This is a genomic window from Glaciihabitans arcticus (assembly GCF_004310685.1).
Classification (GTDB): Bacteria; Actinomycetota; Actinomycetes; order Actinomycetales; family Microbacteriaceae; genus Conyzicola; species Conyzicola arctica.
The window spans coordinates 2,502,855-2,516,086 of sequence record NZ_SISG01000001.1 but is presented as its reverse complement, the minus strand read 5'-3'; the positions used below and the strand labels follow the sequence as shown (position 1 = coordinate 2,516,086).

The following is a 13,232-nucleotide window of genomic DNA, read 5'->3' as shown; positions in this document are numbered from 1 at the left end:
GATCATCGTGCCTCCGCAGCATGGGGGCAAGCTGGGTGGGACTAGTTCGGGTCGGTCCAGCCGAGGTTGTGGGCGACCCGCGACAGCACATCGACCGTGGCCAGGTACTCCGCGTCGGTGATGCCGCGGGCGACTGTGGTGCGCTGCTCGGCCACGACATCAGCGAGTCGGCGGAACGCCGCCTGGCCACGCTCGGTCAGTTCGTACCCGGCCTGTGTCGCGTCGACCCAGGCGCTCTCGATGAGCTCGGACAGGTGCTCTGCGGAAGACTCGGACACACCCTCTCCCCGGTTGGCGAGGAACGGGGCGACGGCCGCGTCGAGCTGGTGCACCGTCGCGGGACCACGGGACAGCACATTGAGCAGCTGCCATTGCCGGCGCGTGACGCCGTGCTCCTCGAGCGTCGAAGCGAATTGCTCGTCGATGAGCCTGTCGACGAGCTTCAACCAGAAACCTATCGGGCGTTGATCGGTCATGGCGGCACTGTACCCCCGCTCGGGCGTGGACCGGAAGAGCCAGAACGGGGGACTGGTCAGTACTTAAAACCGAGTTCCTCGGGGTAGTCGCCGAGGGCGGTGAGCTGGGTGGCCGTGGCCTGCAGGTGCGCGAGCGTGAGGCCGAGAACGAACGGGCCGAAGCTCACGCGCGACACCCCGAGCTCGGCGAGCTTCCTTAGGGGGACCGCGCCGGGGTGGGCGATCACCGAGATCTTGCCGTTCACCTCGTCGATCGCGCGGGCCACCAGCTCCTCGGTGCCGAGACCGAGGAAGAAGATCGAGTCGGCGCCGGCCTCAAGGTAGGAGTTGGCTCGCGCAACCGCGTCATCCCACTCCCCGCCGCCGGCCAGAACGTCCACGCGGGCGTTGATCGCGATGGGGACGCCGGTCGAGACGCCGGCCGCGTGGGCCGCGGCGACGCGCGCCGTTGCATCCTCGATGGAGAAATTGGGAACCTTCGGCTGCCCGATGCTGTCCTCGATGTTGATACCCGCAGCACCGGCCGCGATGAGGGCCTCGACGTTGCGCTGAACACCGGCGGCGTCAGGTGAGTACCCCTTCTCGAAATCGACGGACACCGGGATGTCGACCGCGCCCGAGATGAGCTCGGCTACCGAGAGCGCCTGCTCGACGGAGAGGCCTTCGCCGTCCTCGACGCCGTGCGCGAAGCTCACCGCGTGGCTGGCCGTGGCGAGCGCCTTGACGCCGGGAGCCCCGGCGACGATGCGAGCGGTGACGGCGTCCCACACGTTGGTGACGATCAGCGGGTCGCCGGGTACGTGGAGCGAGCGGAGGAGTTCGGCCTTGGCAGCGTTCGTGTTTGTCATGTGTCCAGCCTGCCTCGCCCGCCCGACATCTGCCAGCGCATTACGGACATGGTCAGGCGGAGGCTGCCGCCGGTCGCGCGGGCGCCTTCACGAACCAGAGCAGGCCGAAGCCGATGGCGAGGATCAGGGCGATGCCGAGGATGCCGTACAGGGTCTGGTTGGCCGCGGCCGCGATGAAGATGCCCCAGAGCAGCGACGCCATCCAGCCGGCCGCGCGGCCGGTGGTGGCGTAGAGGCCGAAGATCTCGCCCTCGTATCCGGCAGGCGTGATGCGGGCAAGGAAGGAGCGGGATGCGGCCTGCGCCGGTCCGACGAACGCCGCCAGCACGATGCCGGCGGCCCAGAACAGCGGCTTGCCGAGAGGGGCGCCGAAGAAGACAACGAGACAGCAGATCACCAGGCCGCCGATGGCGAAGAGGATGACGGGCTTCGGACCGATGCGGTCATCGAGACGGCCCGAGAAGATCGTGGAAACCCCGGCCACCAGGTTGAGCACGATGCCGAAGATGACGAGGTCGGTGAACCCGAAGCCGAAGACCTGGCCGGCGATGACGGCGCCAAACACGAACACGGCCGAGAGCCCGTCGCGGTAGACGGCGCTCGCGAGCAGGAACCAGAAGGTGTGACGGGCGGTGCGCCAGAGTCGGCGGATGCTGCGGGCGAGTTCGACGTAGCCGCGGAAGAAGTTGACCCGCTCGATCTCACGCAGTTTCGGCGGCTCGGGTACGTAGAGGAAGATCGGGATCACGAAGATCACCGTCCAGATCGCAGCGCCCAGCCCGATGATGCGGAAGGTCATCGCGTTGTCGCCGTCAAGCACGCCGCCGAGGATCAAGCCGACGACGATCGCGAGAGCGATGATGCCGCCGAGATAGCCGAACCCCCAGCCGAGGCCCGAGATGCGCCCGACGTTGCGCGGACTCGCGATCGATACGAGCAGCGCGTTGTAGCTGACATTGGCGATCTCGCCGAAGACGCTGCCGATGGCGATGAGCGAGACGCCCAGCCAGAAGAAGGCGGGGGTGCCGTCGACGAAGAACAGGCCGAACTGGGCGACGATCAGCAGGGCGGTGAAGATGCCGAGCTGCAGCTTCTGGCGGCCGTCGGCGTCTGCGCGCTGGCCCATCACGGGGGCGAGGAGGGCGATAAGGATTCCCGCGACGGTGATGCCCCAGCCCAGTTGCACCGCGAGCGACCCCAATCCGCCACAGTAGGCGGTCGCTGCGTTGACCGCCGTATCGCAGTCGATCCGCGAGCCGTCGGCGCCGATTCCACTCGCGGAGGTCGCCGAGTCGAGGAAGAAGTACGAGGTCAGGAAGCTCGGCACCCAGACGAAGGTGAGGACGACCGTATTGAACGGCTGCGTCGCCCAGTCCCACAGCGCCCACGCGAAGACCTGGCGACGCGGCACCACCCGGTCGGAATGCAGTTCGAGGCCGACGGCTGCGACCGCGCCCGTCCTGGCAGCCGTCGGAATAACGCGCGGAGTTTCGCCCTTGTCGCTCATGATCCACACGCTATCGCCTGCGGGTAAACAGTGGGTGCCCCAGTTCGAGAGGCGATGAAGTTGAGTCGAGTTAGCTCAGGTTTTGCTGAGAGAACTTGACAGCGCAAAACCCGATCGACAAACTTGATACAGCGCCGCTCAACTATCAGCTCAGCGCGCAGAACTCGTAGAAGGAGAAAGAGCTCATGGCTCGTGCAGTAGGTATTGACCTCGGAACGACTAACTCGGTCGTGGCCGTGCTCGAAGGTGGAGAACCCACCGTCATCGCGAACGCAGAGGGTTTCCGCACAACCCCATCCGTTGTCGCATTCACCAAGGATGGCGACGTGCTCGTCGGCGAGACGGCCAAGCGCCAGGCCGTGACCAACGTCGACCGCACCATCTCCAGCGTGAAGCGCCACATGGGCACCACTTGGACCACGGACGTCGACGGCAAGCTGTACACCCCGCAGGAGATCTCGGCGCGAATCCTCGCCAAGCTCAAGCGTGACGCCGAGCAGTACCTGGGCGAGCCCGTCACCGACGCGGTCATCACCGTCCCCGCCTACTTCAACGACGCCGAGCGCCAGGCCACGAAGGACGCCGGTGAGATCTCCGGACTCAACGTGCTGCGCATCATCAACGAGCCGACCGCCGCGGCACTCGCCTACGGCCTCGACAAGGGCAAGGCCGACGAGCTCATCCTGGTCTTCGACCTCGGAGGCGGAACGTTCGACGTCTCGCTGCTCGAAGTGGGCAAGGACGACGACTTCTCGACCATCCAGGTGCGCTCAACCTCCGGTGACAACCGCCTCGGTGGAGACGACTGGGACAGCCGCGTCGTCGACTGGCTGATCACCAAGTTCAAGGAGACCACCGGCGTCGACGTCTCCAACGACAAGATCGCCAAGCAGCGCCTCAAGGAAGCCGCCGAGCAGGCGAAGAAGGAACTCTCGAGCTCGACGAGCACGAGCATCCAGCTCCCCTACCTCTCGCTCACCGAGAACGGCCCGGCCAACCTCGACGAGACGCTCACGCGCGCAAAGTTCGAAGAGCTCACCAAAGATCTTCTCGAGCGCACCCGCAAGCCGTTCACTGACGTCATCAAAGAGGCCGGTGTGAGCGTGGCGGATGTCGCGCACGTCGTTCTCGTCGGTGGCTCGACCCGCATGCCTGCCGTTGTCGAACTCGTCAAGAAGCTGACCGGTGGCAAGGAGCCCAACAAGGGCGTCAACCCGGATGAGGTCGTCGCCGTCGGCGCCGCCCTTCAGGCCGGCGTGCTGCGCGGAGAGCGCAAGGACGTTCTGCTCATCGATGTCACCCCCCTGAGCCTCGGTATCGAGACCAAGGGTGGCATCATGACCAAGCTCATCGAGCGCAACACGGCTATCCCGACCAAGCGCAGCGAGACCTTCACCACGGCCGACGACAACCAGCCGTCCGTGGCGATCCAGGTCTTCCAGGGCGAGCGCGACTTCACGCGCGACAACAAGAACCTGGGTACCTTCGAACTGCAGGGAATCGCACCGGCCCCCCGTGGCATCCCGCAGATCGAGGTCACCTTCGACATCGATGCCAACGGCATCGTGCAGGTGCACGCGAAGGACAAGGGCACCGGCAAGGAGCAGTCCATCACGATCACCGGCGGCTCGAGCCTGTCGAAGGACGACATCGAGCGCATGGTTCGCGAGGGTGAGGAGCACGCGGCAGAGGACAAGGCGCGTCGCGAGACCGCCGAGGTCCGCAACACCGCCGAACAGCTCGCCTACTCGACCGACAAGCTGCTTCTCGACAATGCCGACAAGCTGCCCGAAGACGTCAAGACCTCTGTGCAGGCCGACGTCGACACGCTGAAGACCGCGCTCGCCGGGGACGACGAGGCAGCCGTGAAGGCCGCCTTCGACACCCTCGCCGAGAGCCAGCAGAAGATCGGTGAGGCTCTCTACCAGCAGAGCGAGACCGCGACTGCCGGCACCGGTGACGAGGCCCCCGAGGCAGCCCCCGCCGCGAGCGACGAGGACATCGTCGACGCAGAGGTCGTTGAAGACGAGCCGGACACCAAGAAGTAACATGGCCGCCGACAAGAAGAAGCGCGGCAACGAGGAGCCGGAGGACCGCAAGTCCTCCGGCCCCCGTGGCCGCAAGAATTTCAATGACGACGGTGACCAGGAGCCCACAACGGTCTTCGACCTGTCCTCGCACGAGACGGACGAGGAGCCTGCCGAAGAGGTAGTCGCCGAAGACGTCGTAGTCGAGGAAGAGGAGCCCGAGGTGCTGGAGACAGACCTCGACGCGCCCGACGAGGAGCTCACGCTCTCCGCCGAGGACGCGGCGCTGCTCGATCAGGCCGCCGCGGACATCGTTGCCGAGATGCGCTCCGACATGCTGCGCGCGCAGGCCGAGCTGGTCAACTTCCGCACCCGTGTGGAACGCGACCGGGTTGCCAACCGCGAGTCGGTCATCGCCGAGGTCATCCGTTCGCTGCTTCCGGCGATCGACGACCTGAGCCGCGCCGAGAAGCACGGTGACCTCGAGGGCAGCCCGCTAGCCCTCGTGGCCAACAAGCTGCGCGCGACCTTCGAGCGCTACGGCGTTCGCGAGGTCGGTGTCTCCGGTGAGCCGTTCGACCCGAGCCTGCACGAGGCCGTCATTCAGATCCCTTCCGCGGATGTCACGGTGAACACCGTCGCAGACGTGCTCGAGACCGGCTACGCGCTCGGCGAGCGCCTCATCCGCGCCGCCAAGGTGACCGTCTCGGTCCCCGAGTAACCGGGAGCCGGACACAGCATGGCCAGCCAGGATTGGTTCGATAAGGACTTCTACAAGATCCTCGGGGTGTCGAAGGACATCTCCGAGGCGGATCTCAAGAAGACCTATCGCAAGCTCGCGCGACAGTTTCACCCGGACTCCAACCCGGGCGACGCCACAGCCGAGGCACGCTTCAAGGAGATCAGCGAGGCGCATTCCGTTCTCGCCGACCCCGAACTGCGTAAGGAGTACGACCAGATCCGCGCAATGGGTTCGGGCGCTCGCTTCAGTGCGGGCGGCCGACCCGGCCAGCCGGGTGGTTTCGAGGACGTTTTCGGTGGCATGTTCACCGGGGCGGGCGCGGGACGCGGCCAGCAGTCGGGCAGCTTCGAGGATCTCCTCGGCGGCATGTTCGGCGGCGGCGGCTTCGGCACCACGAGCGGCGGCTTCCGCGGAGCCGGCGGGCCCACCCCGGGTCGCGACTTCACGGCGACCACCACCCTCGACTTCTTCACCGCCATTAACGGCGAGACGATCAAGCTGCAGCCCACGAGCGGCAAGGCGATCAACGTCAAGGTGCCCGCGGGTGTCAGCGACGGCCAGAAGATCCGCCTCAAGGGCAAGGGTGAACCCAGCCCCGACGGCGGAACGGCCGGCGACCTCGTGCTCACGGTGACGGTGCGCAAGCACCCGGTGTTCGAGCGCGACGGCCTCAACCTCCGTCTCGACGTTCCGGTGACCTTCGTGGAGGCGACTCTCGGTGCGACGATCGAGGTGCCGACACTCGGCGGCGAGACCGTGAAGCTGCGGGTCGCACCGGGAACCCCGAGTGGCCGCGTGCTGCGCGTCAAGGGACGCGGTGTCACAACGGCCAAGGGCGTGGGCGACCTGCTCGCGACAGTGCAGGTGGCGGTACCGAGCCACCTGACATCCGAGGCGCAGGGACACCTCGAGGCCTTCGCAGCCGCGATGCCCGGTGAGAACCCGCGCACGGAGCTGATCGAGAAGGCGCAGCACTAGTTTTCGTAACATCCTGATTCACTGTCGAAGGGAGTACCCATGGACGAGCACTCGCCCGTCTTCGCGATCGCGATGGCGGCAGAGCTTGCCGGGATGCACCCCCAGACCCTGCGGCAGTACGACCGTCTCGGGCTCGTGAGCCCTGGCCGCACCCCCGGCAAGTCGCGTCGATATTCGATGCGGGATGTCGCCCAGCTGCGCGAGATCGCGCACCTGAGCGCCGAGGGTGTGAGCCTCGAGGGAATCCGCCGGGTTCTCGACCTCGAGAACCAGGTGACCACGCTCGCGACCCGGGTACGGGAACTCGAGACGGCACTCGCCGATGAACTGCTCAACCGCCCCGGTCGCCGCGTCTTCGCCGCGGGAACCGAGGGTGACGTGATTTCGCTGCGTGCGGGCACACGCAGCCGCAAGCAGAACCAACTGGAGATATGGCGCCCGAAGCATGATGACTGACTTTGATTTTGAGGCCCTGCGCCGCTGGCCCGACGTCGAGGCAGAGAACTTGTTCGCCTACGACGCGAGCGACCGGCTGATCCTCGAGACGGCGGCCGAGCAGCTCGCTTCGGCCGAACCCGGCACCGTCGTGGTGCTCGGCGACAACTACGGCGCCCTGACCCTCGCAAGCGGTGCCACCGGCGTGCGCGTGCACCAGGACGCCCTGACCGGCGAACGCGCACTCGCCGCGAACGCCGTCGAGGCACCCGCGCACTACACGAACCACCCGCTCGACGAGTCGCTGCTGAGCGGCGCGAAGCTCGTGCTCTGGCAGCTGCCGCGCTCGCTCGACGAACTCGAGGAGGGCGCTGAGGCCATCGCGCGCTGGGCTGACCCGTCCGTCGTTGTGGTCGCGGGCGGCCGCATCAAGCACCTCACCCCGACCATGAATCCGGTGCTGCTCAAGTACTTCGACACCCTGGACGTGACCCTCGCGAAGCAGAAGTCGCGGGCGTTCATCCTGCGCGGGCCGAAGCCGGTCGCCGAGAGCGCATTCCCGGTGCGGGAGTTCCACAAGGACCTCGGCCTCCAGGTGGCCGCCCACGGTTCGGCCTTCGCCGGAGCCGGCATCGATATCGGCACGCGCCTGCTGCTATCGGTGTTGAAGAAGGCAGCACCCTCCGCTCGCACCGCGATCGACCTCGGAGCGGGCACCGGCGTGCTTGCCGCGGCGATCGCGAGCGCGCGACCCGAGCTGCGCGTGATCGCGAGTGACCAGTCGGCGGGAGCCGTGGCATCCGCCATCGCCACTATGGAGGCGAACGGCTTGAGCGACCGCGTCACTGTGGTTCGGGATGACGGTCTCGTCAGCCAGCCCGACGACTCTGCCGACCTGATCCTGCTCAACCCGCCCTTCCACATCGGCGCCGTGGTGCACACCGGCCTCGCGCACCGCATGTTCGCGGATGCCGCCCGCGTGCTCGCCCCCGGCGGCGAGCTCTGGACCGTGTTCAACTCGCACCTTGGCTACCGCCAGACCCTGGCCCGCATCGTCGGGCCGACCGAACTTGTGACCCATAACGCGAAGTTCACCGTGACCGTTTCCACCAAACCCACCTCTGATCACGGGCACCCGAAGCCCGATGAAAAGGACTGACCCATGGCAAACATGCAGGGAGCCCCCGGCTCCGATGAGACCCAGCGCACCGCCCTCGAGCGCTACGGTGTCGACCTCACCGAGATCGCCCGCAGTGGCAAACTCGACCCCGTGATCGGCCGCGACGCCGAGATCCGTCGCGTCAGCCAGGTGCTCACCCGCCGCACGAAGAACAACCCCGTGCTCATCGGCGAGCCCGGCGTCGGCAAGACCGCCGTCGTCGAGGGTCTCGCCCAGCGCATCGTGGCCGGCGACGTCGCCGACTCGCTCAAGAACAAGCGCCTGATCTCCCTCGACCTCGCCGCCCTCGTCGCGGGCGCGAAGTACCGCGGCGAGTTCGAGGAGCGCCTCAAGGCCGTGCTCGCGGAGATCAACGACGCCGAGGGCGAGATCATCACCTTCATCGACGAGCTGCACTCGCTCATGGGTGCGGGCGGCGGCGACGGCTCCGTCGCGGCGGCCAACATGCTCAAGCCAATGCTCGCGCGCGGCGAACTGCGCCTCATCGGTGCCACCACCCTCGACGAGTACCGCCAGTACATCGAGAAGGATGCCGCCCTCGAGCGCCGGTTCCAGCAGGTGCTCGTTGACGAGCCCAGCGTCGAGGACTCCATCGCGATCCTACGTGGCCTCAAGGAGCGCTACGAGGCACACCACAAGGTGACGATCGCCGACAGTGCACTCGTGGCCGCGGCATCCCTCTCCAATCGATACATCACCGCTCGCAAGCTGCCGGACAAGGCGATCGACCTTGTCGACGAGGCAGCATCCCGTCTCAAGATGGAGATCGACAGCTCGCCGGTCGAGATCGACGAACTGAAGCGCGCCGTCTCCCGACTGCGTATTGAGGAACTCGCTCTCAAGAAGGAGAAGGACGCGGCCTCGAAGGCCCGCCTCGAGAAGCTGCGCGAAGACCTCACCGCCCGCCAGAAGTCCCTCGACGCGCTCGAGCGACGCTGGAAGACCGAGAAGGCGTCGCTCACGGGGCTCGGCGAACTCAAGGGCCGTCTCAACGAGGCGCGCATCGACCTCGACCGTGCCATGCGCGAGCAGCGCTACCAGGACGCGTCGAAGCTCAACTACGAGACGATCCCCGCAATCGAGACGGCCATCGCCGCCGCTGAGGGCTCGGAGCCGACCGGTCCGCGCATGGTGAGCGACCAGGTCACCGAAGACGACATCGCGGCTGTGGTCGCGGCGTGGACGGGGATTCCGATCGACCGCCTCACCCAGGGTGAGACGGAACGCCTGCTCAACCTCGAGGCCGAGCTGGGCAAGCGCCTGATCGGCCAGAAGGCCGCCGTCGGTGCGGTCTCCGAGGCCGTGCGCCGCACGCGAGCCGGCATCTCCGACCCCGATCGCCCGACCGGGACGTTCATGTTCCTCGGGCCCACCGGTGTCGGAAAGACCGAGCTCGCCAAGGCGCTCGCCGAGTACCTGTTCGACGACGAGAAGGCCCTCGTGCGCATCGACATGAGCGAGTACGGCGAGAAGCACTCTGTCGCCCGGCTGCTCGGCGCCCCTCCCGGATACATCGGCTACGAGCAGGGCGGACAGCTCACCGAGGCCGTACGCCGTCGCCCGTACTCGGTGATCCTGCTCGATGAGGTCGAGAAGGCGCATCCCGAGGTCTTCGACCTGCTTCTCCAGGTGCTGGATGACGGTCGACTGACCGACGGCCAGGGACGCACCGTGGACTTCCGCAACGTGATCCTGATCCTCACGTCGAACCTCGGCAGCCAATACCTCGTCGACCCCGAGCTCTCCTGGGAGGCGAAGACCGACGCCGTCAACAATCTGGTGCGCCAGGCCTTCAAGCCCGAGTTCATCAACCGTCTCGACGACATCGTCATCTTCTCGCCGCTCTCCACGGTCGACCTCGCTCAGATCGTCTCGCTCTACGTTGACCGGCTCTCCCGCAGGCTCGCCGACCGCAGGCTCGACCTCGCCGTGACCCCGGATGCGCGCAGCTGGCTCGCCGAGAGCGGCTACGACCCGATTTACGGGGCGCGCCCCCTGCGCCGGCTCATGCAGCGCGAAATCGACGACCGCCTCGCCCGAGCGCTCCTCTCGGGCACCATCGAGGACGGCGACACCGTGCTCGTGCAGCTCGCGGCCGGCGGCGACGGTCTCGCGGTCTCGCGGATGTCGGTTTAGCTTCTCGTTCTACGTTCGAGCCGGTTTCGGCGGAATGAGCCCGCCATGGCGGGCTCGAACCGCCGAAACGGAACGTTCGGGACAATCCGAGAGTTAGCGGTCTAGTCGCCGTGAAACGTCTCGACTCAGGCAAGCGCCGGCACGACCTCGCGCTCGAACAGCTCGATACCGCTGCGGTCGTACGCCGCCTCCGGGAAATAGTGGATGGCGTAACCCAGTCCGAGCGACTCCATGTGGCGGAGTTTCTCCACCACCTGTTCGGGAGTGCCGACACCGAGAGCCGTGCCACTGCGGTATTCGCTCATGAATGTGGTCGTTTCGCCCTCGCCCAGGAAGGGGAGCACGCGTGCCTCGATGGCGTCGAGGCGGTCGGCCACCTCGGATTCCGTCGCGGCGATGACCGTGTTGTAGTTGGCGCTGCGCACGATGGCTTCGAACGAGGTGCCCTGATCGATGCAGTGCTGCTTCAGCAAGGCGCTCTTCGCGGCAAATTCTGAAGGGTTGCCGGCGAAGTTCGTGTACGCGGCGTACTGCGCGGCGATGCGCAGCGTGACCTTCTCGCCGCCGCCCGCGATCCACAGCGGGGGTCCGCCGACCTGCAGCGGCTGCGGGTAGAACAGCGCGCCATCGACCTGGTAGTGCTCTCCGTCTAGCGTCGCGGTGCCGGTCTCCCACGCCTGCTTCATGATCTGCACGCCCTCGTCGAGTCGCGCGAGACGCTCGCCCGCACGCGGGAAGCCGTAGCCGTACGCTTCCCACTCGTGCTGATACCAGCCGGCGCCGATGCCCATCTCGGCGCGACCTCCCGAGATGATGTCGACCGTCGTCGCGACCTTGGCGAGGTACGCCGGGTTGCGGTAGCTCATGCAGGTGCACATCTGGCCAAGGCGGATGCGCGACGTCGTCGCCGCGAACGCCGCCATGAGCGACCACGCTTCGTGAGTGGCCTGGTCGCTTGGCACGGGCACGGTGTGGAAGTGGTCGTAGACCCAGATCGACTCCCACGGCCCCGCATCGGCGTGCTGGGCGAGGCCCTTCATCGCCTCCCACTGGTCGGCGGGCTCGATGCCGACCAGATCGTGACGCCAACCCTGAGGAACAAACAGTCCGAATCGCATGCGCTCGAGCCTAGCGAGAGCAGGTTTCGATATAGGCGCCAGAGCGCCTCACTCAACCAGCTCGGAGGTTCAGCGACCAGCGATCAGGTCGTCGCGAACGATGCGGCGCAGCACCTTGCCGATGAGGGAGCGCGGCAGTTCCTTGCGTTCCACGATGGTGCGGGGCACCTTGTAGGCCGACAAGAGCGTGCGGCAGTGCGTGCGCAGTGCCTCGACGTCGAGCTGCGAGCCCGGAGTGAGCACAACGACGGCCGCGACATCCTCACCGCCGTTCTTGCTGGGGAGGCCGATGACGGCGGCATCCGCGACCGAGGGGTGGGACAGCAGCGCCGCCTCGACCTCGCTCGGCGCGACGTTGAAGCCACCCGTGATGATGAGCTCCTTCTTGCGGTCGACGATGGTGACGAAGCCGTCGGTCGAGACGCGGGCGATGTCGCCGGAGCGCAGCCAGCCGCCGGGCAGCAAGGTCTCGGCGGTCTCGGTAGGGCGGTTCCAGTAGCCGGAAAACACCTGCGGTCCGCGGATGAGGAGTTCGCCCTCCTCGTTGAAGCCGCGGTCAGTGCCGGGAGCGTCGGGGTCGACGATTCGGATGTACGTGCTCGGGAACGGCACCCCCACGGTGCCGGGTCGGCGTGACGGGCCGATCGGGTTGCCGAGCGCGACGGGCGACGTCTCGGTCATGCCGTAGCCCTCGACAAGCAGTCCGCCGGTCGCGGTCTCCCAGGTCTCTACGATCTCGACGGGCAGGCTCATCGCACCCGAGATGGCAAATCGGATGTCCTTCAGGCTGATGTGGCGCTTGGCGGCAGCGCGTGCAAGGCGCTCGTAGATCGGCGGCACGGCCGGCAGGAACGTCGCGGGTGACTTGCCCATCGCGTCGAGCACGAGCTTCTCGTCGAACTTCGGGAAGAGCACCAGCCGCGCCCCGATGCTCATCGCGAAGGTCAGGCAGAGAGTGAGGCCGTAGGCGTGAAACATCGGGAGGACCCCGTAGAAGACCTCCTCGCCCCGGCGCAGGCCGGGAACCCAGGCCTCGCCCTGCATCGCGTTGGCACGCAGATTGAAATGGGTGAGGATCGCTCCCTTGGGGCTGCCGGTTGTGCCGCTCGTGTACTGCAGCACGGCTGTGTCGGTGAGGGCGGGCCGCGGGTAGTCGTTGGACAGGTAGCGTGAGGCGGTGAGGGTGCGCCAGTCGACGGCGCCCGCGACGGGACGGTCGACGGTAAGCGCCGCGCGGGATTCGCGGGCACGCGCGATGGGCAATCGCAGGGCGGTGCGGGTGGCGAGCGGCATCGAACGGGTGACATCGACCGCAACGACGGTGGAGACACCGACGTCGGACGGGAAGGCCAGCACCCGCTCGGCGACCTTGTCCCAGACGATCGCGACGCGGGCGCCGTGATCCTCGAACTGGTGGCGCAGCTCCCGCTCGGTGTACAGCGGGTTGTGCTCGACGACGATGGCGCCGAGGCGCAGCACCGCGTAGAACGCGACGATGTGCTCGGGGCAGTTGGGCAGCACGATCGCGACGCGGTCACCGTGCCCGACGCCGAGCTGGCGCAGCCCGTTCGCCACCGACGCGATCTGCTCGCGCAGCTTCTCGTAGCTGGTGGTCGCGCCGAAGAACTCGAGGGCGACCTTGTCGCGGTAGAGCCGGGTTGAGTTCCAGATCATGTCGACGAGGGTCTCGGTGGGCTCCGCGATGTCGTGGGGCACGTCGTCCCCGTAGCTCGCGAGCCATGGCCTGTCGCTGAAGTCGTTCATCATGTCGCCGTTCGGTAGAAG

Annotated in this window: 11 protein-coding genes; 6 read left to right on the top strand and 5 right to left on the bottom strand. The window is 67.0% G+C overall.

Going from position 1 to position 13,232, the window contains the following annotated elements:
• Positions 1–41 precede the first annotated feature (41 nt).
• The 3 genes from EYE40_RS12195 to EYE40_RS12185 are packed head-to-tail and all read right to left on the bottom strand — an operon-like array spanning position 42 to position 2,831.
• Positions 42–476 (bottom strand): MarR family winged helix-turn-helix transcriptional regulator, encoded by a 435-nt coding sequence (locus EYE40_RS12195; protein WP_130982202.1) that lies wholly within the window; start codon positions 474–476, stop codon positions 42–44.
• Between the two features lie 56 nt (positions 477–532).
• The gene (locus EYE40_RS12190; RefSeq protein WP_130982201.1) at positions 533–1,324 is read right to left on the bottom strand and encodes an isocitrate lyase/PEP mutase family protein; all 792 of its coding nucleotides are present in this window, start codon (positions 1,322–1,324) and stop codon (positions 533–535) included.
• 52 nt (positions 1,325–1,376) lie between these two features.
• A complete protein-coding gene (locus EYE40_RS12185; RefSeq protein ID WP_130982200.1) occupies positions 1,377–2,831 on the bottom strand; it encodes an MFS transporter in 1,455 nt (484 codons plus the stop codon).
• A 185-nt stretch (positions 2,832–3,016) separates the two neighbouring features.
• On the opposite strand from EYE40_RS12185, the gene dnaK reads away from it, so the two are divergent.
• Genes dnaK through EYE40_RS12155 form a run of 6 tightly spaced genes read left to right on the top strand, consistent with a single transcriptional unit; the run spans position 3,017 to position 10,329 of the window.
• On the top strand, positions 3,017–4,879 hold the full coding sequence (gene dnaK / locus EYE40_RS12180; RefSeq protein ID WP_130982199.1) for a molecular chaperone DnaK: 1,863 nt from the start codon (positions 3,017–3,019) through the stop codon (positions 4,877–4,879).
• 1 nt (position 4,880) lies between these two features.
• Positions 4,881–5,579 (top strand): nucleotide exchange factor GrpE, encoded by a 699-nt coding sequence (locus EYE40_RS12175; RefSeq protein ID WP_130982198.1) that lies wholly within the window; start codon positions 4,881–4,883, stop codon positions 5,577–5,579.
• An 18-nt stretch (positions 5,580–5,597) separates the two neighbouring features.
• A complete protein-coding gene (locus EYE40_RS12170) occupies positions 5,598–6,578 on the top strand; it encodes a DnaJ C-terminal domain-containing protein (RefSeq protein WP_130982197.1) in 981 nt (326 codons plus the stop codon).
• A 39-nt stretch (positions 6,579–6,617) separates the two neighbouring features.
• A complete protein-coding gene (locus EYE40_RS12165) occupies positions 6,618–7,034 on the top strand; it encodes a heat shock protein transcriptional repressor HspR (RefSeq protein ID WP_130982196.1) in 417 nt (138 codons plus the stop codon).
• Positions 7,027–8,172, top strand: a complete 1,146-nt coding sequence (locus EYE40_RS12160; protein ID WP_130982195.1) for a class I SAM-dependent methyltransferase — start codon at positions 7,027–7,029, stop codon at positions 8,170–8,172. The genes EYE40_RS12165 and EYE40_RS12160 overlap by 8 nt, the downstream gene beginning before the upstream one ends.
• Before the next feature lie 3 nt (positions 8,173–8,175).
• Positions 8,176–10,329, top strand: coding sequence for an ATP-dependent Clp protease ATP-binding subunit (locus tag EYE40_RS12155; protein WP_130982194.1), 2,154 nt, complete (start codon positions 8,176–8,178; stop codon positions 10,327–10,329).
• A gap of 125 nt (positions 10,330–10,454) precedes the next feature.
• Here the strand turns inward: EYE40_RS12155 and EYE40_RS12150 are convergent, their stop codons facing one another.
• On the bottom strand, positions 10,455–11,447 hold the full coding sequence (locus EYE40_RS12150; RefSeq protein ID WP_130982193.1) for an LLM class F420-dependent oxidoreductase: 993 nt from the start codon (positions 11,445–11,447) through the stop codon (positions 10,455–10,457).
• A 69-nt stretch (positions 11,448–11,516) separates the two neighbouring features.
• Positions 11,517–13,211 carry a long-chain-fatty-acid--CoA ligase gene (locus EYE40_RS12145; protein ID WP_130982910.1) on the bottom strand — a complete coding sequence of 565 codons (1,695 nt, stop codon included), beginning with the start codon at positions 13,209–13,211 and terminating at the stop codon, positions 11,517–11,519.
• Positions 13,212–13,232 lie beyond the last annotated feature (21 nt).